Annotated in this window: 24 protein-coding genes, 3 tRNA genes and 1 pseudogene; 6 read left to right on the top strand and 22 right to left on the bottom strand. The window is 64.2% G+C overall.

The window, feature by feature from the left end:
- Positions 1 to 6: 6 nt before the first annotated feature.
- From G4223_RS12735 to ccoN, 16 genes are all read right to left on the bottom strand, one after another.
- Positions 7 to 1701 (bottom strand): hypothetical protein, encoded by a 1695-nt coding sequence (locus tag G4223_RS12735; protein ID WP_163680145.1) that lies wholly within the window; start codon positions 1699 to 1701, stop codon positions 7 to 9.
- 118 nt (positions 1702 to 1819) lie between these two features.
- A complete protein-coding gene (locus tag G4223_RS12730) occupies positions 1820 to 2146 on the bottom strand; it encodes a DUF3768 domain-containing protein (RefSeq protein WP_163680142.1) in 327 nt (108 codons plus the stop codon).
- A gap of 178 nt (positions 2147 to 2324) precedes the next feature.
- Entirely contained in the window at positions 2325 to 3653 is a 1329-nt protein-coding gene (locus G4223_RS12725) for a tyrosine-type recombinase/integrase (RefSeq protein WP_163680140.1), read from the bottom strand.
- A 23-nt stretch (positions 3654 to 3676) separates the two neighbouring features.
- Positions 3677 to 3760, bottom strand: a tRNA-Leu gene (locus tag G4223_RS12720).
- A 299-nt stretch (positions 3761 to 4059) separates the two neighbouring features.
- Positions 4060 to 5352 (bottom strand): NCS2 family permease, encoded by a 1293-nt coding sequence (locus tag G4223_RS12715; RefSeq protein ID WP_163680138.1) that lies wholly within the window; start codon positions 5350 to 5352, stop codon positions 4060 to 4062.
- 4 nt (positions 5353 to 5356) lie between these two features.
- Positions 5357 to 6217: a pantoate--beta-alanine ligase gene (gene panC / locus G4223_RS12710; RefSeq protein WP_163680135.1), complete on the bottom strand. Its 861-nt coding sequence runs from the start codon at positions 6215 to 6217 to the stop codon at positions 5357 to 5359.
- 15 nt (positions 6218 to 6232) lie between these two features.
- Entirely contained in the window at positions 6233 to 7060 is an 828-nt protein-coding gene (gene panB / locus G4223_RS12705; RefSeq protein ID WP_205762495.1) for a 3-methyl-2-oxobutanoate hydroxymethyltransferase, read from the bottom strand.
- A gap of 87 nt (positions 7061 to 7147) precedes the next feature.
- On the bottom strand, positions 7148 to 7906 hold the full coding sequence (locus tag G4223_RS12700) for a helix-turn-helix domain-containing protein (protein ID WP_163680418.1): 759 nt from the start codon (positions 7904 to 7906) through the stop codon (positions 7148 to 7150).
- Between the two features lie 20 nt (positions 7907 to 7926).
- Positions 7927 to 8103: a cbb3-type cytochrome oxidase assembly protein CcoS gene (gene ccoS / locus G4223_RS12695; protein WP_163680126.1), complete on the bottom strand. Its 177-nt coding sequence runs from the start codon at positions 8101 to 8103 to the stop codon at positions 7927 to 7929.
- Positions 8100 to 10442, bottom strand: a complete 2343-nt coding sequence (locus G4223_RS12690; protein WP_163680123.1) for a heavy metal translocating P-type ATPase metal-binding domain-containing protein — start codon at positions 10440 to 10442, stop codon at positions 8100 to 8102. Before G4223_RS12690 ends, ccoS begins: the two co-directional genes overlap by 4 nt.
- Positions 10439 to 10933 carry a FixH family protein gene (locus G4223_RS12685; RefSeq protein WP_163680121.1) on the bottom strand — a complete coding sequence of 165 codons (495 nt, stop codon included), beginning with the start codon at positions 10931 to 10933 and terminating at the stop codon, positions 10439 to 10441. The genes G4223_RS12690 and G4223_RS12685 overlap by 4 nt, the downstream gene beginning before the upstream one ends.
- A gap of 5 nt (positions 10934 to 10938) precedes the next feature.
- Positions 10939 to 12375: a cytochrome c oxidase accessory protein CcoG gene (gene ccoG / locus G4223_RS12680; protein ID WP_163680118.1), complete on the bottom strand. Its 1437-nt coding sequence runs from the start codon at positions 12373 to 12375 to the stop codon at positions 10939 to 10941.
- A gap of 295 nt (positions 12376 to 12670) precedes the next feature.
- The gene (gene ccoP / locus G4223_RS12675; protein WP_163680116.1) at positions 12671 to 13546 is read right to left on the bottom strand and encodes a cytochrome-c oxidase, cbb3-type subunit III; all 876 of its coding nucleotides are present in this window, start codon (positions 13544 to 13546) and stop codon (positions 12671 to 12673) included.
- 1 nt (position 13547) lies between these two features.
- Positions 13548 to 13655, bottom strand: a complete 108-nt coding sequence (locus G4223_RS12670; protein ID WP_241004108.1) for a cbb3-type cytochrome oxidase subunit 3 — start codon at positions 13653 to 13655, stop codon at positions 13548 to 13550.
- Between the two features lie 66 nt (positions 13656 to 13721).
- Positions 13722 to 14447, bottom strand: a complete 726-nt coding sequence (ccoO, locus tag G4223_RS12665) for a cytochrome-c oxidase, cbb3-type subunit II (protein WP_163680108.1) — start codon at positions 14445 to 14447, stop codon at positions 13722 to 13724.
- A gap of 14 nt (positions 14448 to 14461) precedes the next feature.
- Positions 14462 to 15913: a cytochrome-c oxidase, cbb3-type subunit I gene (gene ccoN / locus G4223_RS12660; protein ID WP_163680106.1), complete on the bottom strand. Its 1452-nt coding sequence runs from the start codon at positions 15911 to 15913 to the stop codon at positions 14462 to 14464.
- 279 nt (positions 15914 to 16192) lie between these two features.
- On the opposite strand from ccoN, the gene G4223_RS12655 reads away from it, so the two are divergent.
- Positions 16193 to 17398, top strand: a complete 1206-nt coding sequence (locus G4223_RS12655) for a class I SAM-dependent rRNA methyltransferase (protein WP_163680103.1) — start codon at positions 16193 to 16195, stop codon at positions 17396 to 17398.
- A 19-nt stretch (positions 17399 to 17417) separates the two neighbouring features.
- On the opposite strand, the pseudogene G4223_RS19995 reads toward G4223_RS12655, so the two are convergent.
- The 5 genes and pseudogenes from G4223_RS19995 to G4223_RS12630 form a co-directional block, all read right to left on the bottom strand.
- Positions 17418 to 17664: pseudogene (locus G4223_RS19995) on the bottom strand (hypothetical protein); the annotation flags it as partial.
- A gap of 155 nt (positions 17665 to 17819) precedes the next feature.
- Positions 17820 to 18257, bottom strand: a complete 438-nt coding sequence (locus G4223_RS12645; protein ID WP_163680097.1) for a growth inhibitor PemK — start codon at positions 18255 to 18257, stop codon at positions 17820 to 17822.
- Positions 18258 to 18271: 14 nt separating this feature from the next.
- Positions 18272 to 18499 (bottom strand): type II toxin-antitoxin system Phd/YefM family antitoxin, encoded by a 228-nt coding sequence (locus tag G4223_RS12640; protein WP_163680094.1) that lies wholly within the window; start codon positions 18497 to 18499, stop codon positions 18272 to 18274.
- Between the two features lie 223 nt (positions 18500 to 18722).
- The gene (locus G4223_RS12635; RefSeq protein ID WP_163680091.1) at positions 18723 to 19226 is read right to left on the bottom strand and encodes a hypothetical protein; all 504 of its coding nucleotides are present in this window, start codon (positions 19224 to 19226) and stop codon (positions 18723 to 18725) included.
- A gap of 66 nt (positions 19227 to 19292) precedes the next feature.
- A tRNA-Arg gene (locus tag G4223_RS12630) sits at positions 19293 to 19369 on the bottom strand.
- Positions 19370 to 19533: 164 nt separating this feature from the next.
- Here G4223_RS12630 and G4223_RS12625 point away from each other — a divergent pair.
- The 3 genes from G4223_RS12625 (at position 19534) to G4223_RS12615 (ending at position 21305) form a co-directional block, all read left to right on the top strand.
- Positions 19534 to 19737: a hypothetical protein gene (locus G4223_RS12625; RefSeq protein ID WP_163680088.1), complete on the top strand. Its 204-nt coding sequence runs from the start codon at positions 19534 to 19536 to the stop codon at positions 19735 to 19737.
- A gap of 44 nt (positions 19738 to 19781) precedes the next feature.
- Positions 19782 to 20942 (top strand): DNA polymerase IV, encoded by a 1161-nt coding sequence (locus G4223_RS12620; protein WP_163680085.1) that lies wholly within the window; start codon positions 19782 to 19784, stop codon positions 20940 to 20942.
- Positions 20943 to 21068: 126 nt separating this feature from the next.
- A complete protein-coding gene (locus G4223_RS12615; RefSeq protein ID WP_163680081.1) occupies positions 21069 to 21305 on the top strand; it encodes a hypothetical protein in 237 nt (78 codons plus the stop codon).
- 25 nt (positions 21306 to 21330) lie between these two features.
- On the opposite strand, the gene G4223_RS12610 is transcribed toward G4223_RS12615, so the two are convergent.
- Positions 21331 to 22305 (bottom strand): complex I NDUFA9 subunit family protein, encoded by a 975-nt coding sequence (locus tag G4223_RS12610; protein ID WP_241004090.1) that lies wholly within the window; start codon positions 22303 to 22305, stop codon positions 21331 to 21333.
- Between the two features lie 247 nt (positions 22306 to 22552).
- On the opposite strand from G4223_RS12610, the gene G4223_RS12605 reads away from it, so the two are divergent.
- Together G4223_RS12605 and G4223_RS12600 are read left to right on the top strand one after the other, a co-directional pair.
- A tRNA-Leu gene (locus tag G4223_RS12605) sits at positions 22553 to 22637 on the top strand.
- A 95-nt stretch (positions 22638 to 22732) separates the two neighbouring features.
- On the top strand, positions 22733 to 23344 hold the full coding sequence (locus tag G4223_RS12600) for a ribonuclease D (RefSeq protein ID WP_163680076.1): 612 nt from the start codon (positions 22733 to 22735) through the stop codon (positions 23342 to 23344).
- Positions 23345 to 23393: the final 49 nt, after the last annotated feature.

The following is a 23393-nucleotide window of genomic DNA, read 5'->3' as shown; positions in this document are numbered from 1 at the left end:
CCACTACTACGTTGAAGCAACAGGCACAGGCTCAAACACCGTGTATTCCGCATGCCGCTTGTTGTTGGTCTGGGACGGAATGAAGATTTCCGCCGCGTTCCTGTCCGTCGCCGCACTGACGCGGACGAGCTTGTTGACCAAGGACAGCGTGACCTCGCCACCAGGGGCCAGTTCCTTGACGCTCTTGATCGCCGCCTGGATTTCGCCAGCGGCAACCTTGATCTCGGTAGCGAGCTTGCCGTCACCGATGGGCGAGGTGAAATGGTGGACAGGCTCTATCGTCCCCTGCTCGTCCAACAGCGCCCATTCATGCGCGGTGACCTTCATCAATGTGGCCTCGCCATGGATGGCCTTCCGCAAACGGCTATCGGCCTTGTCCTTGGCAATCCCCAACGTCGCCGCGTACCAATCGGCGAACGCACCCTCCAATGGGACAGTCGCCCATTTCGCCTCGTCCACCTCGACGCGGGCCATCTTGTCGATAACCGTTTCGAAGCGGACGGTCAGGCTGTCCTCGCCGCGCGTGATGTAGGACGTGGTTCCGGGAACAAGGTCGCGTTCCGACCACTTGATGCTCTTGGCCTCGTCATACGCCGCGACCGCCGCATCGTAGTTGGTGGCGGTGATCGCCACCGTGGCGCGGACGGAATCCAATTCGCTGGGGCCGTCGATGGTGAACTTGGCGCCGAACTTGCCGAGCAGCGCGAACTTCTTCATGAAGCCGATGGCGCGCGTGCCGAACCAGTAGGTGCCCGGCGGCAGGTAGTCCTGGCGGATTAGCCGGGCCTTGAGCATGCAGGTGTTGCGGCTGTTCTGCGACACCCGGACCTCGCAGCCATCCTCCCCGTTGATGATCTTGATCATCACCTTGGTCTGGGACAGCTTGCTGGCGTTGAACAGCTTTAGCAGCCGATCCAGCGCGGTCTTGCTGCTGTTGCTGTTCAGGGTGCCCGGCTTGCGCCCACGCTTGCTCTTGGCCTTTTCCGGCGCATTGGCAATGACGAATTTCTCAAGCAGCGTCTTGCTGTCATCCTCGGCGGGCGTGCCGAGGAAATGGGCGACACCCGCATCGTCGAAATAGACCGCCGCCAAAGCGACCTTGCCCTTCAACGCCTCATCGCGGGGAAGGGATGCGGTCTTCGTCGCCATCAATGCGGCAAGCCCGGCATCGAAGGTCTTCTGTCGGGTTTCCTTGGCCTCGGCCACGGCCTTTTTGGCTTCGTCGGTTTCGCTCTGAAGCTGCCCCCACAGCTTTCGTGCCTCTTCAACGCCGCGCACGTCTTCAATGAAGGCGGCGACATCGTTGGGGCGTTTAGCGGCAGCAAGTTCCAACGCGGCGCTATAGGTGCTGACCGCTTTCTGGCGGCGGTTCTTCGCGGCCTTTCCGTCTTCGTCGATGGGGGCAAAGCCATCCAGGTCAGGATCGAAGAACGCCTTCACGGTGGGAAGGAAGCGGCTGGCCTTCTTGCCGCGCGCCGCCGCCTTCACGCCCTTGCGCTGAAGCAGATCAGCATATTGGGGCTTATCGCCCCAGGTGTTGTGGAACACGAAGGCGCGCTCCAAGGCGGCATAGAGGGCGAGGTTCTTCTCACGCTGGGATTGGTGCTCGTCCTTGGTCCGCTCATCGAACTCGGCGACGACGGCCTCGACTTCCTTGATCGCGTCCTCAAAGCCCGGTTCCACAACGTTCGCGCCGTCCATCGAATGGCTCCATCATTCACAAAAATTCAAATGCGGATGTTACGGAATTTTTGGAAATTGGCAACGAGCTTACATGACGTAAGTTCGCGAATTTTCGCGATGGCGGCGGCGGTGAATTTCAGTACTCGTCGGCCAGCATGATGGTCAGCACGCGGATGGTCACGGCAGGGTTCGCCGGATCATCGGAGGCGAAGTTCAGGTTCGGGTCGTAGTAGTCGATCTTCCAGATGATGCGGTGGTCGCCAACATTCATGACCGCGCAATCGTGCTCGGCATAGGGATCGTTGTCTGGCGTGAAATCGGAAAACGCTGCGACGGCAGCGAGTACTTCCAGAATGGCTTGATGGCCGAGGGCCTGGATGCCCCTGGTGATAACCACCTTGCCGCGATTATGGTCACGGCGAAGTTGGTCGTTGAGTGCGGCGATACGTTCCGTCCGGTCCATGCGGCCCTCGCTGTTGCGCGGGCACGTTTCCGGGATTGGGCATTGCGCCCGGTGCTGCTGCTATAGCGGCGGGATGCGCGGGGCGTCTACGGGCTACGTTTCCCATCCCCAGTACCTTGGTGCTGGGCACACAGCGACGAGCAGCGTGCGAGCACGGCAGGGCTGCACGGAGGTAGGATTAATCCTCTTTCTCGGCCAGCGCGGCGGCCAAGCTCTTCGGGATTGCGGGAGATGCTTTGCGGGTTTCGGGCTTCTGCCGCTTCTTGCTGGTATCGTGGGGCTGGCCGTCATTGAACGCACCAGCCGCAACGTGAGGGCTGATCAAGACCGCGTTCGCCGCCACCTTCGGGGCAATCGCCAGTGGCCCCAAATGGGCGTAGTGCTGTTCCAGCATGGCGACGCTGGTGCCCATGTGGGTTGCCAGCTCGATCAGCGACATGGTGCCGTGGACGATCTGCGTCGTCGCGTAGGAGTGCCTGAACGAGTACAGGGTCCGCCGCGTTGGTGGGTCGCCCTTGTCGTACAGCATGTCGATCTTTTCCAGGACCGTCCGGAACGACGACTGCATGTTGCCGATCCGGCTTCCGTCGGGCAGCCGGAACACGAAATCGTCATCATCCTTGCCGGGGCCTTGCCATGCCATCAGCGCCTTGAAGGGCGGGGCCGCTACCCCAGCCGGTGCGGTGATCGCCCGCTGACGTACCCGGCTGTATTTGATGGTTTTGCCTGCGGTTATGATGATCTTGACGAACTTCTGACCTTCCCGTTCCCAGGCAAGGTCCACCTGCCGCCAGCGAAGGTTATCCAATTCCTTGCCGGGGCGTGCGCCGGTCAGCAGCAAGATGCTGACGTAGTAGTAGAGCAACTGGCGGATTTCGCGGGTTTTCTGCTTCCGGCCTTCGGGGATCAGATCCCACATCTTGACCAGCAAGGGCGCGATTTCGTCTTCGTCGAAGTGGGGGCGGCGCATGCCCGGCTCGCCGTCATTGACGAGCTTGGGAACCTGCCATTCGTTCATCCAGCCGTAGCGCACCGCTGTCTTGAAGACGTTGCTGAGGCAGGCGTTATGGCTGGTGACCGTCGATTTGCTGAACGGTTTGCCGTGTTGCAGGCGCTTCCAGGCGTTCCAGCCGATAATGTCCTGCGGGCTGATTTCGTCGAGTTTCTTGCCGCCAAGGTGCGGGTCGATCCATTTCTTGATCGTGCGGCGGTAATCGTCCGCGCTGACGAGGTTGCTGCTTTCCAGGTCTTGGATGTACTGCGCCGTGGCGTCCCGGATCAGCTTCGTGCGTGGCACCTGCTTGTGCCGCACCCGATACATCATGTCGTCGTATTGGTCGCAGGCCCATTGCCCGGCATCGCGGATGTCGGTCTTGCCGGTGGACAGCCTGATCCATTCGCCGCGCACCTTCAGATGCGCTTGCCAATAAGATGAGCCTTTGCGGATTTTGAGGACGACATTGCCATCGCGCAGTTTGCGCCAAGGGTCGTCAATGCGTCTGGGCATGTGCTGCACCCAACTCTAAAGGTTGGTGCCCCGGGCCGGACTCGAACCAGCACGCCTCTCAGCACCTGATTTTGAGTCAGGCGTGTCTACCATTTCACCACCGGGGCACAGCGGTATGCAGCGGCGCAAGTATTTAACACAAGGCGCTTGTCGTCGCCAGAGGAAAAACACTGCGAACAGCACACAAATGGAATTGTGCTATAAGTGTGCGATAACGTCAACGGGATAGAAAGCGCGCAAAACTGCGGTTTGCGTGCGCATTTGCGCTAGCAGCGACCTATTTTGAGTCGACTGCGTCTACCAATTCCGCCACTGGGGCACCGTGGGATTGGTCGCGAGATCATAGCCAAGGATTGGTCGCGGTCAATGGGAAAGCGGCGTTGATTTCGTCGCTTTTCCAACTTTGTCAGCCGAGCCACCAGTATTTGGCGGCGAAGGCCAGGGCCAACAGCGCGGCGGTGGGCGAAACCTCGCGCCAGCGGCCGGACAGGAGCTTGATGCCCACATAGGACACGAAGCCGAAGCTCATGCCATGCGCGATGGAGAAGGTCAGCGGCATGGCGATGGCGGTGATCACCGCCGGCACCGCCTCGGTGATGTCGTCCCACGCCACTTCGGTCAGGCCGCGGGCCATCAGGCAGGCGACGAACAACAGCGCCGGTGCCGTGGCGTAAGCCGGGATCGAGGCGGCCAGAGGACTGAACGCCAGGGCGCCCAGGAACAGAACCGCCACCACCACCGCCGTCAACCCGGTGCGTCCGCCCGCCTTGATGCCGGCGGCGCTTTCGATGTAGCTGGTGACCGGCGAGGTTCCGACCAGGCCCGAGGCCATGTTGGCGATGCCGTTGGCCACCATGGCCGGGCGCAGGCGCGGCAGGCGGTCGCGTTCGTCCAGCAATCCGCCGCGATGGCCCAGTCCGATCAGGGTTCCGGTGTTGTCGAACAGATCGACGAACAGAAAGGCGAAGACGATGGTGACCAGCCCCAGGCCCAGCGCGCCGCTGATGTCCAGTTGTCCCAGGGTCGGCAAAAGCGATGGCGGCGCCGACACCACGCCCGCGAACGGGGTCAGGCCCAGCGCCATGCCCAGGGCGGCGGTGCCCAGCATGGCGATCATGATGGCGCCCGGAACCTTGCGCGAATCCAGCGCCACCATGACCAGGAAGCCGCCGATGGCCAACAGCGTCTCGGGCTTGGTGATGTCGCCGGCGGTCAGCAGCGTGGCCGGGTGGTGGGCGATCAGGCCGGCGTTCTTCATGGCGATGATCGCCAGGAACAGGCCGATGCCGGCCGAGATGGCCAACTTCATGGAATGGGGGATGGCATCGACGATGGCGTCGCGGATCGGGCTGAGCGAGATGGCGACGAACAGACAGCCCGACAGGAACACCGCACCCAGCGCCACCTGCCACGGCTGGCCCATGCCCAGCACCACCGAATAGGCGAAATAGGCGTTCAGCCCCATGCCCGGCGCCAGGGCGATGGGATAGTTGGCCCCGATGCCCATGGCCGCGCAAGCCAAGGCCGAGACCAGGCAGGTGGCGACGAACACCGCGCCCTTGTCCATGCCTGCGTCGCCCAGGATGGCCGGGTTGACGAAGATGATGTAGGCCATGGTGAGGAAGGTTGTCGCGCCCGCCAGGACTTCCTTGCCGACGGTGGTGCCGTTCGCGTTCAGTCCAAACAGGCGCTCCAGCATGGCCTTATTCCTCGATGGCGACGTTGTCGATCAGGCGGGTGGTGCCCAGCTTGGCGGCGGCCAGGACCCGGCCGGGCCGGCCGTTTCCGGTCAGCGGGGCCATGGTGGCGGCGTCGCGGACTTCGATGTAGTCGACATGGGCGAAGCCGGCGGCCAGCACCTCGGCGGCGGCGCGGTGGCACAGTTCCTCGGGGGACTGGCCGGCCTTGACGCCTTCGGCCACCGTGACCAGGGCGCGGTGGAGTGCTGCCGCCTGAACGCGCTGTTCGGCGCTCAGATAGGCGTTGCGCGACGACAGTGCCAGCCCGTCGGCCTCGCGCACCGTGGGGACGCCTCGGATTTCCACCGGCAGGTCCAGGTCGCGGGCCATGCGGCGGATCACCGCCAATTGCTGCCAATCCTTCTCGCCGAACAAGGCGACGTCGGGGCCGCATTGCGACAGCAGCTTGGCGACCACCGTGGCGACGCCGTCGAAATGGCCCGGCCGGCAGGCGCCCTCCAACGGTTCGGAAACACCTTTGACCGAAATGGTGGTCGCGAAACCGTCGGGATACATTTCCTCGACCGTGGGGGCGAACATCAGGTGGCAACCGATTCCGTCCAGCGCCTCGGCGTCCGTGGCTTCCTGTCGGGGATAGCGCGACAGGTCCTCGGTCGGGCCGAACTGGGTCGGGTTGACGAACACCGACACCACCACCCGGTCGGCCGCCTCGAGAGCCGCCCGCACCAGGGTCAGGTGGCCGTCGTGCAGCGCCCCCATGGTCGGCACCATGGCGACCGATAATCCCTGGTCGCGCCAGTATTTCACCCGTGCGCGCAGGTCCGCGACCTTGCGAACGATGTCGAGGGTGTCGGTCTGGGTCATGGCGATGGGTCCTTGTTATTTCTGCTTGGGCACGCCGAAACAATGTTCGGGGCCGGGGAAGGCGCGGGATTTCACGTCGGCGGCGTAGTCGGCCGCGGCTTGCGAGATCTGCGGCGACAGGTCGGCATAGCGCTTGACGAATTTCGGGGTGAAATCGTTGAACAGCCCGACAAGGTCCTCGGTGACCAGCACCTGGCCGTCGCAGGCGGCCGAGGCGCCGATGCCGATGGTGGGAATGTCGATTTCGGCGGTCAGGGCCCGAGCCACCGATTCGATGGTGCCTTCGACCACCACGGAAAAGGCGCCGGCGTCGGCCACCGCGCGGGCGTCGACGCGGATGGCCGCCGCCTCGTCCTCGGTGCGGCCGTGGGCGCGGAAACCGCCGGCGGTGTTGACCGCCTGCGGCATCAGGCCGATATGGGCCATCACCGGCACGCCGCGCGAGGTCAGGAAGTGGATGGTGTCGGCCATCTCGTGTCCGCCTTCCATCTTGACGGCGGCGCAGCCGGTCTCGGTCATGATCCGTGCCGCGTTGCGGAATGCCAGTTCCCGGCTTTCCTGATAGCTGGCGAACGGCATGTCCACCACCACCATGGAACGGCTGGAGCCGCGCATGACCGCGCGGCCATGGTTGATCATCATGTCCAGGCTGACGCCCAGGGTGGATTCCATGCCGTACAGCACCATGCCCAGCGAATCGCCGACCAACAGGATGTCGCAATGGGGGTCGAGCAGCCGGGCCATGGGCGTGGTATAGGCGGTCAGCACGACCACCGGATCGCTTCCCTTGCGGGCGCGGATGTCGCGGGTGGTCAGGCGCTTCGTCTTGATTTCGGTGCTCAACGGTGTCTCCCTCGGGGGCGGGTGGGACAAGGATGGTTCTCGGTTTTTCATCCCGTCGCCCCGAAGTCAAACGCTAAATACCGCCCCTCAACCGCTGGCCGTTCCTTCGGCCAGTTCCCGCAGGGCGCTTTCGTCGGTCAGCACCACATGGCCCGCGTCGGGCAGGCCGATGATGTTCTCGCGCTTGAGCTGGGTGAAGGTGCGGCTCACCGTCTCGATGGTCAGGCCCAGATAATCGGCGATGTCGGCCCGGCTCATGGGCAGGGCCACCGGGCTGGCAGGCTGACCCTGCTGGGCGGCCCGGCGCGACAGCTTGAGCAGGAACGTCGCCACCTTCTCGCGCGCGGTCTTGCGTCCCAGCAACAGCATCTGTTCCTGGGCGGCCACCAGATCCTTGACGGTCATGGTGAACATCTTGCGCTCCAGCCGCGGGAACTCGTCCATCATGGTGTCGAGCTTGCGGTGGGTGAAACGGCACAACTGGGTGGGGACCAAGGTTTCGGCGGTGTAGCAATAACCGCCGTCGAGCCCCAGGCCGAACATGTCGCCCGAGAACAGGAAGCCGATGATCTGGCGGCGGCCGTCGCTCATCAGCTTGTAAAGCTTCACCGCCCCGGTGCTGATGGAATAGACATGGTCGGCCGGGTCCCCCTCGCGGAACACCGAGAACGCCGCCGGCAATTGGGCGTGGCAGCGCACGGTGGCCAGACGGCGGATTTCGTCATGGGTCAGGTCGGCACAGAACGCCAGTTCGCGCACCACGTCGCAATTGCGGCACGGCGGGGCCGAAAGGTCGGGCGCGTCGGGGCGGTCCGTCTTGTGGTCGTCGAAGTCCAGGGGCGGCATGACGCTCACCAAGCCCCCTTTCAGGATTGGTCGGAAGGCCGGTCTTTGGGACCGGGTTCGTCATCCTCGAACAGGATGCGATGGGCGGCACCGTCCAGATCGTCGAACTGGCCGGACTTCAGGGCCCAAAGGAAAGCCACCAATCCGATGCCGCCCAGGACCAGGGCGACGGGGATCAGCATCAAGAGGTTGGTCAACCTGTTCTCCCGCGTGACAGCCGCAGGGCGTTGCCAATTACTACCAGCGACGAGGTGGACATGGCAATCGCCGCGATCAATGGCGTTACGTATCCGGCCACCGCCAGCGGCACGGTGAAAGTGTTGTAGGCCAGCGCCAGACCGAAATTCTGGGTGACCAGCCGGCGCGATCCGACGGCCACACGCAACACTTCGGTCACCGGCGCCAGGCGGTGTCCCTGGAAAACCACGTCGGCGGCGGTCTGGCTGACGTCCACCGCCGAGGACGGCGAGGCCGAGACGTGGGCCGAGGCCAAGGCGGGGGCGTCGTTCAAGCCGTCACCGACCATCAGCACGCGCCGGCCCTGGGATTTCAGCGCCTCGAGACGGGCCACCTTGTCGGCCGGGGTCTGTGCGGCATGCCATGTCTCGATGCCCAGGGTGTCGGCCAGTTGGCGCACGGTGGTCTCGCGGTCGCCGGACAACAGCTCGATGGCGAGGCCGCGTCGCTTGAGGTCGGCCACCACGTCGGCGGCGTCGGCGCGCGGGGAATCGGCGAAGGCGAAGCGCACCGGCGCGTGGTCCGGTTCGTCCAACCACAATTCAGGCCCCATGGCCTGGGAATCGTCGGCGATGCCGATCCAGGCGCGGCTGCCCAGGCGGGTGGCGCCGCACACCATGCCGCGACCCGGTTCCTCGCGCACGTCTTCGGCCACCGTCACGGCGGGAACGGCGGCGGCCAGCGCACGGGCCAGCGGATGACGCGAGGCGGCGGCCAGGGCGGCGGCGCGGGTCAGGTGGCCGTCGTCCCAGGCACCGTCACGGATCAGTTGCGGCTTGCCTTCGGTCAGGGTGCCGGTCTTGTCGAACACCACCGTGTCGACGTCGGCGAAACGTTCCAGCGCGGTCGCCGATTTCAGCAAGATACCCTGACGCAACAGCCGGCCCGAGGCGATGACCTGGACCACCGGCACCGCCAGCGCCAGCGCGCAGGGGCAGGTGATGATCAGCACCGCCACCGCGTTCAGCAGCGCCTGTTGCCATGGTGCGTCCATGACGAAAGCCCAGCCCAGGAAGGTGACCAGCGCCGCCATGTGCACCACCGGGGCATACCAGCGCGAGACCCGGTCGGCCAGGGCGACGTATTTGGCCCGTCCCTGTTCCGCCACTTCCATCATGCGCACGATTTCGGCCAGCAACGTGCGTTCGCCGACGGCGGCGACGGTCAGGCGCAAGGGCGCGGACAGGTTGATGGTTCCGGCGAAGACCTTGTCGCCGGGTTTGACCGCCACGGGAACGCTTTCGCCCGAGATCAGCGCCGTGTCGACGTCCGAGCGCCCGTCGGCGACGACGCCGTCGACGCCGATGCGCTCGCCGGTGGCCACCAGCACCGTGGCGCCGGCGACGACCTGGGCCGGCGGCACCAGCCTTTGGGTGCCGTCGTCGTCAAGCACGGTGACCGCCACCGCGTCCAACGCCAGCAGATGTTCGGCGGCGGAACGTGCCCGGCCACGGGCGCGGCTGTCGAGGTAGCGGCCGATCAGCAGGAAGAACAAAAGCGTGATGGCGGAATCGAAATAGGCGTATTCGCCGTGGCGGATGGTTTCGGCCAGCGACATGGCCGAAGCCAGGGTCACGCCCAGCGTGATCGGCACATCCATGTTGGTGCGCCCGGCGCGTAGCGCGGAAATGGCCGACCGCGCGAAGGGACGGACGCAATAAAGCACCGCCGGCAGCACGATCAGCGCCGAAATCCAATGCATCAGGTCGCGGGTATACTGGCCCATATAGCTGAAATGGCCGGCCCACACCGACACCGACAGCAACATGACGTTGCCGGCGGCGAAGCCGGCCACCGCCATGGCTCGCAGCAATTCCTTCTCGACCCGCTCGGTTTCGCGGCCCAGCTTGGCCGGATCATAAGGCACCAGGCGATAGCCGACCCGCAGCACCGGATCCAACAGGGTCGAGGCGTCGTTCTGGGCTGGGTCCCAACGCACCACCAGCCGTCTTGTGGTCATGTTGACCCGTGCCCAGCTGACGCCGGGCTGCTTGGACAGCAACGCCTCGATCAGCCAGATGCAGGCGGCGCAGTGGATGCCCTCGACCATCAGATGCAACACCGCCTGACCGTCGTCATCGGTCATGACCTGGGCGGAATAATCGTGCTGGGCGGGGGTTTCCTCGTCAGGGCGCAACGGCCGGGCCGCCGGGTCGATGCACCGGCGCCGGTAATAGCCGTCAAGCCCCAATCCCTGGACCAGGGCATAGGCGCCTTCGCAGCCGCGGCAACAGAAGTCGCCGGCCAATCCCGCCGGGATGGCCAGACCGCAATGGCGACAAAAGCGTTGCTCGCTCACTTGATGACGAAACGCTGGGCGTGCTGATGGCCGACGCCGACTCCGGTGGCGGCCACGTCCATGTCCCACACTCCCTTGGCCGGCAAGGTGAAGGTGCCGCCATAGGTGCCCTTGCCCAAAGGCTTCAGGTCTTCGTGGTGGTCCAGGCCCTTGGCGGTGGGGCGGATCAGGTCGATGCCGACCGCCAGTCCCTCGACCGGCTTGCCGTCGCGGTCGCGATAGCTGATGGCGACCTCGACCTTGGCGCCGTCGGTGCCGATCTGGCCCGGCGTGACCGTGGTGTCGGCGGTCCAGCCCTGTTCTTCCTGGGCCTTGGCCAGGGCCAGGTTCTGGTTGTAGATCAGCCCCTTCTGGTAGGCGCCCTCGGTTTCAAGGCCGGTGAAGGTCGACGTGGCGAAATAGGCGAGGGCGCCGTTCACGCCCACCACCACCACGAAACAGCCGACGAAGATATAGGGATACCACCATCCCCGCTCACGGGTCGCAGCCATGTTCATCACCTTCCTGGCCCCGCGAACAGGGTCTCGGAGCGCACCACGTGGCCGTCGGCCATGTCGGTGAGCACGAGCGTCAGCGAGGTCTTGGAGTTCTGGAGTGAGGCTTCCGGCGCGGTGACGTACAGGCGGAACGCCGTCACGTCGTCGCCCGGCACCTGCAACAGGGCCTGGGTCCCGCCATCGGTCTCGCCCACCACCTGAACGGTGGCGCCGGCGATGCCGTTGGTGGAAAGCTGAAACGTGCGATCCCGTCGGACCATGTTCAGGACCTTGTAGGTGTAGCCGTTGCGAATGCTGCCGTCGGACAACTGCACGAACAGCGGAGAGCGTTCATGCAGCACGTTCACGTCAACGGTGTGCCGGGTTGAAAGGGCGAACACCATCACCGCGCCGACCGCAGTCAAGATGGCGGTATAGATCATGGTGCGCGGCCGCACCAGCTTTGTCTTCGCCGCCTCACCCTTTTCGCGGGCCAGCAGGTTGGCGTTGGAATCGTAGCGGATGAGGTTTCGAGGCAACCCGACCCTGTCCATCATGGTGTTGCAGGCGTCGATGCACAGGCCGCAGCCGATGCACGCCATCTGCAATCCCTCGCGGATGTCGATGCCGGTGGGACAGGCCTGGACGCACATCTTGCAGTCGATGCAATGGCCGCGTCCCTCGAAGCCCTGGCCCTTGCGCGCCGGGCCGCGGGGTTCGCCGCGCCAGCCCTCGTACGAGATGATCAGCGAATGCTCGTCGAACATCGCCGACTGGAACCGCGAATAGGGGCACATGTACAGGCAGACCTGTTCACGGGCGAAGCCGGCCAGCAGGTAGCACGAGCCGCCGACGATGGCGATGGCCGACCATGTGCCGATGCCGGCCTGAAGGGTGAAAAGGTCGCGAAGGGTGACGAAGGCGTCGTCGAAATAAAGGGTGAAGCCGATGCCGCAGGTCAGCGAAATCAACAGCCAGAGCGTGTGGACGGCGCCCTTTTTCCACAGTTTTTCAATGGTCCAGGGATCGCGGTCCAGCTTGACGCGGGCGTTGCGGTCGCCCACCACCAAGCGTTCGACCAGCACGAACAGGTCGGTGTAGACGGTTTGCCAGCACAGGAATCCGCACCACACCCGCCCGGCCAGGGCCGACATGAAGAACAAGGCGATGGCCGCGAACAGCAACAGGCCGGTCACGTAATAGACCTCTTGCGGCCAGATCTCGATGAAGAAGAAATAGCCCCGGCGACCGGCCATGTCGGCCAGGATGGCCTGGGACGGAGCGTCCGGGCCACGGTCCCAGCGAATCAGCGGCGCCAGATGATAGACGGCCAGCAACACCACCATCAGCCACCATTTGGCCGAACGGAAGGTGCCTTTGACCTTGCGCGGGTGAATGGTGACGGTCTCGGCATAAAGTCCGTTGGATTTGGTCGGCTTGGGCGCGGCCTGGGTCATCTGAGCGGTGCTCCGGTTCTGCGGTCGTCCCCGCGCGATGGGGGGCGATGTATCATCGTTTTCGAATATATGCCATGCGCATGGTGCATGGCGCGGCGGGCCACCATAGGCCATCGTCGCCAACGGGGAAACTGATCTTGATCAACGAAAGAGGCGGCGGTTCCACCACATAAGAAAATGGGGCGCGTTCCGCGAGGAACGCACCCCATTCGAACCTGACCGTCCAAGCCCCCTGGGCCGTCCTAAGCCCAACCTGGACGGTGACGGGGCCGGCGGACCGGCCCCGCTAAGGTCCTTACTTACCGCCGCCCAGCGAGTGGACGTAGACGGTCAGCATCTTGATCGAGGTCTCGTCGAGACGCTCGGACCACGCCGGCATGGAGCCGTGCTGCGGGTTGGTGACCTGATTGATCACCACCTGCTTCACCTGCTCCTTGCTGCCCTTGAACAACCAGATGTTGTTGTTCAGGGCCGGCGAGCCGACATCCTTCGAGCCCACGCCGCCGTCCTGGTGGCAGACGACGCACTGCTCGGCGAAGATCGCCTCGCCGGGCAGGCCAGCGGTCGAACCCTTGCTCGACAGGGCGACGACATAGTCGGCGACCTGGTTGATCTGCTCGGCGGTCAACAGACCGTCGGCACCGAACTTGGGCATCTCGCTCTGGCGCGAGTTCTCGTTGGTGTTGCGGACGCCGAACGAAATGGTCTGCTTGAGGTCGGCCAACTCGCCGCCCCAGATCCATTCGTCGTCAGCCAGGTTCGGGTAGGCGCCGGGAGCACCGACGCCGCCGGTGCCATGGCACGGCGCGCAATTGTCGTTGAACAGCACCTTGCCACCGGTCATGGCGAAGTTGCGCAGGTCCTTGTCCTTGACCACGTCGTCCACCGAAATGGCGGCGATCTTGGCCTCGAACTTGGAACGAGCCTGCTTCTGCGCCTTGATGTCGCTTTCCAGCTCGTTGCGCGAGGCATAGCCCAACACGCCGCGGCTGTAGTCGTTGATGGTCGGCCAAGCGGGCATGGCGACCCAATAGGCGATCGACCAGATCACCGTGGCCCAGAACACGTACACCCACCATTTCGGCAACGGAGTGTTCAACTCCCGGATGCCGTCCCACTCGTGACCGGTCGTGTACTGACCGGACACCGAGTCCTTTTCCATGGAAGCCATATTAGCGCTCCTTGTCGTCGTCCCTAAGCGGGATGTCTCCGTAGGATTCGAACCGGCCCTTGTTTTTGGGTCGGAACGCCCAGAAGACGATCCCGAGGAACAAAACCATCATCCACAGGCCCCAAAGGGGGCGGAGAACGTCGTTGACGAACGTCTCGAGCAATCTCCGCTCCCCTTAACGGGCGATCTTCTCGGGCTTCACGGTGGTGAAGTCCACCATGGTGCCCAGGACCTGCAGGTACGCCACCATGGCGTCGAGCTCGGTCACCTTCGGATTGGCGTCGGCGCTACCCATGCGAGCCTTCGGGTAACGGCCGGCAACAGCCGCGCTGGCGTCGTCGGAAGTGGCCTGTTCGACCAGATCCTTCTTGGCGTTGGCGATCTGCTCGTCCGTGTAGGGGACGCCCACAACACGCAGCGCCTTCATGTCGGCGTCGATGGTGCTGTAGTCGAGTTCACGCTTGAGATGGGGATAACCCGGCATGACGGATTCGGGAACCACGTCACGCGGATTGATCAGGTGGCGGACATGCCAGTCGTTGGTGTACTTGCCACCGACGCGGGCGAGGTCCGGACCCGTACGCTTGGAGCCCCACTGGAAGGGATGGTCATACTTGGACTCGGCCGCCAGGCTGTAATGGCCATAGCGCTCGACCTCGTCCTTGAAGGGACGGACCATCTGGCTGTGGCACAGGTAGCAGCCTTCGCGGACGTAGATGTCGCGGCCCTTCTGCTCCAGCGGAGAGTAGGGGCGGACACCGTCGACCTTTTCGATGGTCGATTCGATGGTGAACAGCGGCACGACCTCGACCAGGCCGCCGACGATCACCGAGAGCAGGATGCCAACGGCCAGGAAGAAGACGTTGGTTTCCAGCTTGGCGTGATGCTTGAAAATAGACATTTCGCCTCCTCCCCTCAGCGGGCCGCAGCGGTCGAGGGCTGAGCGGCTTCGGCAGCCACGTCACCCTTGATGGTCTTGTAGAAGTTGTAGACCATCACCAGCGAGCCGAGGACGAACAGCACGCCACCGAGAGCACGGATCACGTAGTACGGATGCATGGCCTCGACGGTTTCGATGAACGAGTACTGGAGGAAGCCCAGGTTGTCGTAGGCGCGCCACATCAGGCCCTGCATGATGCCCGAGATCCACATCGCGGTGATGTAGAGCACGATGCCGATGGTGGCGATCCAGAAGTGCAGACCCACCAGCTTCAGCGAGTAGACTTCCTTGCGGCCCCACAGCTTGGGAACCAGGTAGTACAGAGCGCCGAAGGAGACGAAGGCCACCCAGCCCAAGGCACCGGAGTGCACGTGGCCGATGGTCCAGTCGGTGTAGTGCGACAGCGAGTTCACCGCCTTGATCGACATCATCGGACCTTCGAAGGTCGACATGCCGTAGAACGCCACCGAGGAGACCAGGAAGCGCATCACCGGGTCGGTGCGGAGCTTGTCCCAGGCGCCCGAGAGCGTCATCAGGCCGTTGATCATGCCACCCCAGGACGGCATCCACAGCATCACCGAGAAGGTCATGCCCAGGGTCTGCGCCCAATCCGGCAAGGCGGTGTAGTGCAGGTGGTGCGGACCGGCCCAGATGTACAGGAAGATCAGCGCCCAGAAGTGCACGATCGACAGACGGTAGGAATAGACCGGACGCTCGGCGCGCTTGGGCACGAAGTAGTACATGATGCCCAGGAAGCCGGCGGTCAGGAAGAAGCCCACCGCGTTATGGCCGTACCACCACTGGGTCATGGCGTTCTGGACGCCACCGAACAGGTTGTACGACTTCATGAACGAGCCGCCGAAGATCGCCGACGGAACCACCAGGTTGTTGCCCAGGTGGAGCATGGCGATGGTCAGGATCATGGCGAAGAAGAACCAGTTGGCCACATAGATGTGCGGCTCACGGCGCTTCATGATGGTGCCGGCGAACGCGATCAGGTACAGCACCCAGACCACGGTCAGCCACAGATCCAGCAGCCATTCCGGCTCGGCGTATTCCTGGCCCTGGGAGAAGCCCAGGACATAGGACAGCGCCGCAGCGACGATGAGGGTGTTGAAACCCCAGAAGATGACGCTGCCGAAGGCCTCGCCGCCGAACAGGCTGGCGCGGCCGGTGCGCTGCACGGTGTACAGCGAGGTTGCCATCAGAACGTTGCCGCCGAAGGCGAAGATGACGGCGGAAGTGTGGACCGGGCGCAGACGGCCGAAAGTGGTCCATTCAAGATCAAGGTTGAGGGCTGGGAAGGCGAGCTGCCAGGCGATGAAATCGCCCGCCAGGAAGCCAACCACACCCCAGAACGTCGCCGCGAGGACGAACTTCTTCACCACGTCTTCGCAATAGGGCGTGGCGTCGGTGTTGGTGCTCATGCCGAACTCCTGTTTCGACCGGGAAAGGGTCAGCCCGGAGCGCCCCGCCGGACACCATGACAAACAAACCCCCGTTGGCCAGGACCGGCCGGGAGGACATTGCTCCGAGTTGGCGCACTATGACGGCATGCGCACCCTGGGCCATTGATCCATATCAAAATTGGAAAAAATTACTGGTATCCCACCGGTTTGGAGAGTCTTCCTCGTCCTTGACCAGCCCTTTCGGGCAGGGACGTCATGCGCGTTGCCGCCGGTCCGGCGCTTGATTATGGTGGCGCCATGACTGACATCGCCGCCGACATCGCCGCCGCCCGTCCCCTCGTCCGCTTCGCCAAGGGGCGCGCCCGCCGCTTCCGGGGGGGCCATCCGTGGGCGTTTTCCAACGAAATCGAGATGACGCCCGAGCTCAAGGCCCTGCCGCCGGGCAGTCTGGTGACCTTGGTGGACGCCGGCGACGAGAAGCTGGGCGTTGCCACCTTCAACCCGCATTCGCTGATCGCCGCCCGTGTGCTCGACCGCGACTGGTCGCGGGTCGTGGACGCGGCTTTCCTGGCCGAGCGGCTGCGTCGGGCGGTGGATTTGCGCGGCATGCTGTTCGACGGTCCTTATTACCGTCTGATTCATTCCGAGGCCGATTGCCTTCCCGGCCTGGTCGTCGACCGTTATGGCGACGTGCTGTCCGTCCAGGTCAACACCGCCGGCATGGAGCGGCTGACGCCGCTTCTGCTCGACGCCCTGGCCGAGGTTCTGGCGCCGCGTGCCGTGGTGCTCAGGAACGACAGCCCGGTGCGCGGGCTCGAGGGGCTGGCGCTGGAACACAAGGTGGCGTTGGGCGATCTCGACGGGCCGGTCGAATTGATGGAGAACGGCGCCCGTTTCCTGGCCGACCTGACGGGAGGACAAAAAACCGGCTGGTTCTACGACCAGCGCGATAACCGCGCCTTTGTCGCCCGGCTGGCCAAGGGGCGCCGCGTGCTTGATGTCTACACCTATGCCGGCGGCTTCGCGGTGCAGGCGGCGCTGGCCGGCGCCGCCTCGGTCACCGCCGTCGACCGCTCGGAACATTCGCTGGCCCTGGCCGAGGGAGCCGCCAAGCTGAACAACGTGGCGGTGTCGTGCGTGCGGGCCGAGGCCTTCGCCGAAATGGCCCGCCTGGACGCCGCCGGCGAACGCTTCGGTCTGGTGGTGGTGGACCCGCCGGCCTTCGTCAAATCCCGCAAGGACCTGCATTCGGGTGCCAAGGGCTATCGCAAGATGGCCCGCCTGGCCGCGCCGCTGGTCGAGCCGGGCGGCTTCATGCTGGCGGCATCGTGCTCGCATCACATGCCGGTGGAGATGTTCGCCGAAGAAATCGCCCACGGTCTGGCCCAGGCCGGGCGTTCCGGTCGGGTGTTGCGTGCCGCCGGCGCCGCTCCCGACCATCCGCTGCATCCGCAATTGCCGGAAAGCGCCTACCTCAAGGCGCTGGTGCTCCAGATTGACTAAATACCAAGCAACTGTCTTTTCATGGGGCGTAGACGCGCTGATCTCGGATCAGCGCGTTTGCCATGATGATGAGCTTGTTCCAGGCGTGGCAGCAGTGCCCGAGGATGTCCTCGTATGAGGTGAAGGCACGGTTGGACAGCCAATTTTCGACGGGGTTGAGCTGCGGGTATTTGGGCGGCAAGGGCATCAGGGTGATGTTGTCGGGTACGGGTCAGGTCGGTTGCGAGGTGCCATCCGGCTTGGTCAAGCACACCGTTCGCGAAGGCCATCGCGACTACGTGTATGCCATCAAGGCGGACATCCTCGGGTGACGGGAGGGCGGGGGCTTTACCCCCGCCCACATCCGGGAATTGGTTTGGTGGAAGGGCCGCGCCGACATAGTGGGAAAGTCGGCTTTTCTCATAGCGTGCTTCGGGCGGGGTCAATCGCGATCCGCCACCTTTGCCCGTCCCCGTTTCCGACAGTCCAGGAACAACGCCTTGGCTTGTTCGTAAAGCCCGCGCGGCAACATGCCGTATTCCCAACGAGCGGGCCGGGCACCCGGAATCGGCCGCAAATCGTAGCCCGGCCAACTGAAGCGGTTGATCTCGTCGCAGACGATCCATGACCGTTCGCCATCGAGGCCAAGATGGGCCTTGGCATCGGCGGGAATTTCGACCACCACCGAAAGGTCGGCGGGTGGCGAATGGGTGATCGGCAGCACGAAGGTGACGATTCGGCCGGTGGCGGCATCCTTGTGGGCCAGCACCACGGCGGCGGGGCGATCCTTGCGTGCCTCGATCAGGCCGCGCTCCTTTTCCTCGCGCCAGAGATAGGCATAGCGGATGACGGCGCCATTGCGGGGAGGGGGAATCGCCACGGGTGGCCAGAGAGTCAGGCGTTGTATTCGGCGGCTTCGATCAGCCGGGCGGTGTCGTCATCCACCTCATGGGCGGCCAGGGCATCCCGCTCCAGCCGCCGCAGCCGCTTGTACTCATCCACCGAAATCATGGTCACCACGTCGCGGCCATGGCGCTGGACCATGACCGGCTCGCGCAGGGCCATGTCCACCATTTCACCGAACCGCTTCTGGGCGTCCGAGGCAGAGATGATGCGGGTCATGGCAAGCTCCTTCATATATCGCCCCTGACTTTACGCAAATTACGGAATTTCCGCAATGGCGCGAAAGGACGGGACGGGAGGTGCAATAGGGCACTGAGTGCAAAAAGCCATTTTTCACATGGGGCTTGACGGCGTGCGCAGAATGTTCCATATATGTTCGCAGCACCAGCACAGTTGCGCCCGGAGACCGATTGCGGTTCCGGGCGTTCCTGTTTTCCGCCAGTCAGTGGCTGCCCACGTCGGAAGAAGGGGCAACATAGGGACAGACTTGGTCCCAACCCTCTCCCCAAAAAGGCTGGTCCCTGGTCTTCCCGGTGTTTGCCGGGTTGCATTCGTGTCGGTTCCAATAGGCGTGCAGCTCTGCGTCTCCCATGACCCAGACGCCGTCGTGCAGGAAGTCGGGATGCCAGGACTTGCCGGCAGGCAACTGGCCCCGGCGATTTTCTCCGCACTGTCCGACCCGCATGGCGGTGACGCCAACGCCGTCCGTGACGTTCTCGGGTCTCAGATACCAGAAGCGATACTCACCCTGGCCACCGCCCAGGTCTTTCCGGATCAGCATGACGACGTATGAATCGGTTTCGGCGAAGCACGCCTCCGGGCTGCGCTGAGGCCGAAGCGTCTCGGTCAGGGTGCGCAGGATGTCGGGCAGGGGCGGCACGAAGCAGGGAGGTTTGCGCGGCATGGCTGTTACCCCGCGATGGTCGATGCCGAAATGATGCGCCATGTGGACATGATGTGGACACAGGCTTTCCGCCTGGGCGGGCGAGAACGCATAACCAATTGAAAAGATTGGTGTCCCGGAAGGGATTCGAACCCCTGACCTACGGTTTAGGAAACCGTTGCTCTATCCTGCTGAGCTACCGGGACGCCGGTGCCAATTGGCGACGTTGCCGGGGTTATAGCATCCTCGGGCGGAACCGACAAACGTCACGACGGGGAGGGGCTTTCGTCATTTTGTCGCTTGCTTCGGGCGAGGGCTTCGGTCATGGTCCGCGCCCCGATCAACCCCGCTTTTGTCAGGGAGGACAAGAATGAGCGGCTTTCGTAGCCATGACGGCCAGCATTCCGACCGCATGCCGATCAAGCGCAGCCTGGACGAGAAGAAGCGGTTGCTGGTGCAGCTCAAGGAGCAGCAGGCACTGCTCAAGCCGTGGGTGGCCGAAGGGGTGAAGACGTCGCTGGCCAAGCGGATTTCCGATTTGGAGAGCGAATTGCGCGCGACGGCTCGGCGCTGATCGTGGTTTGCCGCGCCCGGTGGCGCGGGTAGACTGGCGGCGCCATGGCCGCCCTGTGTCGAGATTGCTGCATTCCCTTCCGCTCGGGGAGCGATTGCCCGCGTTGCGGTTCGACGCGGGTGATCGAGCATGGCGAGCTGTTCGACCTTTCCATCGCCCATGTCGATTGTGACGCGTTCTACGCTTCGGTCGAAAAACGTGACCGGCCGGAACTGGCCGACCGGCCGGTGATCGTCGGCCATCCCGGCGGACGCGGCGTGGTCACCACCGCCTGTTACGTCGCCCGCCGTTTCGGCCCGCGCTCTGCCATGCCCATGTTCAAGGCGCTGGAACTGTGCCCGCAGGCCGTGGTCATTCCCCCGGACATGGCCAAATACCGGACGGTGTCCCAGGAGATCCGGGCTCTGTTCGCCATGGTGACGCCGCTGGTCGAGCCGTTGTCGCTGGACGAAGCCTATCTGGACCTGTCGGCCGGCGTGCGTCTGGTGGACCGGTCGCCGGCGGTGTTGCTGGCGCGTCTGCAACGGGCCATCGAGCGCCGGGTCGGCATCACCGTGTCCGCCGGCCTGTCCTACAACAAATTCCTGGCCAAGATGGCCAGCGACCGTGAAAAGCCCAGGGGCTTTTCGGTCATCGGCCGGGCCGAGGCGGTGGGCTTGCTGGCTCCCATGCCGGTCGGCGCGCTGTTTGGTGTCGGTGCCGCCACCGCCCAGCGCATGCGCGATGCCGGCATCGACACTGTCGGCCAGCTTCAGACCATGGCCGAGGCGGAACTGGTGGCCCGCTTCGGCAAGTTCGGCCGGGCTCTGTTCCTGATGGCCCGTGGCGAGGACGGCCGGCGCGTCATCCCGGACCGGCCGGCGAAAAGCGTGTCCAACGAGACCACTTTCGCCCGCGACATCAGCGATCCGGCACGGTTGACGGCGGCGTTGTCGGCGCTGGCGGAAAAGGTGGCGGGCCGGCTGGCGCGCGGCAAACTATCCGGCCGGACCGTGGTCCTGAAGCTCAAGACCGCCGATTTCCAGGTGCTGACCCGCAACCACAAGCTCGCGGCGCCGACCGCGCGGGCCGAGCAATTGCTTCGTGTCGCCGGCGCCTTGCTGGAGCGCGAGGCTGACGGCCGGGCTTTCCGTCTGATCGGAATCGGGGTGGGTGACCTGTGCGACGCCGCCGAGGCCGACCCTCCCGACCTGTTCGAAGAGTGAGCCCGCGGTTTCAATCCGGTCTTGAAACGGTTCGGCTGCTTCACGGTCGAAGGAGGCTCGACAAATATCGCGTTGGCGCGGTATTAAACAGAATGTAACGCCCATCTTGAAAAAAGGTTCCACATCATGAGCCTGTTCGGCCGCCGCGCGCGGGGCAACGAAGTCGCCCCCGGCGACATCTTTCGCAAGGCCGGCACCTATGGTGGCGAATGGATTGTCGAGCGGGTGTTCGATTATCCCGATATTCCCCGCCACGTCCGCTTGGTCGAACGCCAAGGCGCACGCGCCATGACCGTGGCGATGTCCATGCTGTTCGACCCCGAATGCTTCATCCCATTGGGATATGGCGGCGCCGAGGAGTGATCCCGGCGCCTTTTTTAGCGGAAGCTCAAAGAGAGTAGCGGTGCAGATAGGTGGGCAGAACGCTTTCGGCGGCCTGGGGGACGATTCCCAATTCGACGAGGCCGGGTTTGCCGCCACGCACCACGTTGTCCACCTGTAGCAATTTGACTTGGTCGGACGTCAGGGGCGGCTTGGGCAGCAGACCGAAGAACGCGGCCTGGATTTTCGCCACGCCGAACGGCAATGGCACCAAACAGGACGTCAGTTCCGTCACCTTGAGGATCAGTTCCAGGATTTCCTTGAGCGTGTAACGGCGTGGGCCGCCCAATTCGAACACCTTGCCCTTGGTGGCCGGGTCGGTGACGCCCTTGACCAGGGCTTCGGCCACGTCGGCCACATAGACCGGCTGGAAGGTCGGGCCGCCCGATCCGAACCAGTCGATGCCATAACCGTTTTCGGTGTGCACCGGCTTGAAGCCGTCGCCGGTGAACACCGGCAGCACCGGTGAAATGCGGGCCAGCTTGGCGAAACGGTTGAAGAAATCGTCGTCGGGGCCGAACACCACCGATGGCCGGAAGATGGCGGCACCGGGAAAGGCGCTCAGAACCGCCTCTTCGCCTTGCGCCTTGCTGCGGGCGTAGGCGGAGGGAGAGTTCTTGTCGGCACCCAGCGCCGACATGTGCGCCAAGCGCTTGACCCCGGCCTCGCGCGCAGCCTGGGCGACGTTGGCGGCTCCCTGGCGGTGGATCGCGTCGAAGCTTGCCTTGCCCTTCTCGAACAGGATGCCGACCAGATTGACCACGGCGTCGGCCCCGGCGAGCGCGGCGCGAACCTGATCCGGCTTGGTGATGTTGGCGGCGATCGGGATCACCTGACCGGGTTCGCCCATGGGCTTGAGGAAACCGGCATCCACGGGGTCGCGCACCGCGGCGCGGACAATCCATCCTTGCGCCGCCAGACGCTTGACCACTTGGCGTCCGATGAAACCAGAGCCGCCAAAGACCGTGACCACTTGCCGCATGAGGGACCTCCGCATCTCCTGTGCCGCCGCTTTGCGGCTGGCTTATGTCATTGCGGCGAAAGGCTATTCCTTTCCTATCGGCAACGCAACGCCAAGCCGGCCGGGAAACCGCGTGAAAAAAAACGAAAGCTGTGAAAAAAGCTCGTTGACAGGCGCGGGCGATCCGAATATTTCTCTCGGCCTCGGCGGGGGTGACCTGTCGGGGCCAGCGGAAACGCTGGGGACTGGCGGCAACGCTGGGCCACCTGCCCAGGTGGCGGAATTGGTAGACGCGCACGGTTCAGGTCCGTGTGCCGCGAGGCGTGAAGGTTCGAGTCCTTTCCTGGGCACCAATTTCCCGGTGACTACCGACACCGGGAGCCAAGAAGCCCCCCAGGGGGCGGATGCCAAACGGCTCCTTTGGGGATAACCCGGAGGAGCCGTTCGCATGTCTATCTCCTACCATATCGGCGACTTGCCCGCGGACGTGGACCTTGGCCCGGTGGTGGCCGTCGACAGCGAAACCATGGGGCTGTCGCTACATCGCGACCGCCTGTGTGTGATCCAGCTTTCGGCGGGCGACGGCGACGCCCATGTGGTGCATTTCCCCCGTCCGGTTTACGACGCCCCCAACCTCAAGCGCCTGTTGGCCGACCCGACCGTCACCAAGCTGTTTCATTTCGCCCGCTTCGACCTGGGCATGGTGCGTAAGCACCTGGGGGTGCGCTGTTCCCCGGTATGGTGCACCAAGCTGGCGTCCAAGCTGTGCCGCACCAGCACCGACCGCCACGGCCTCAAGGATTTGTGCCGCGAGTTGTTGGGCGTCGATCTGTCCAAGCAGCAGCAGACCTCGGATTGGGGGGCGGCCGAACTGACCGCCGAACAACTGGCTTATGCCGCTTCGGACGTGCTTCATCTGCACCAGTTGAAGGCCCGTCTCGAGGTGCTGCTGGAACGCGAGGGGCGCCGCACCCTGGCCGAGGAATGCTTCCGTTTCCTGCCTGCGCGGGCAGAGCTCGACCTGCTCGACTGGGGCGACGTGGACATCTTCAGCCACTGACTGGGGGCAATTCGTCGGGCTCCCCTCTTTTAACCTTCCGATTGGCGGC

Origin of the sequence: Magnetospirillum aberrantis SpK, assembly GCF_011022235.1 — a bacterium.
Classification (GTDB): domain Bacteria; phylum Pseudomonadota; class Alphaproteobacteria; order Rhodospirillales; family Magnetospirillaceae; genus Magnetospirillum; species Magnetospirillum aberrantis.
This window is presented reverse-complemented; position numbering and strand designations above follow the sequence as displayed.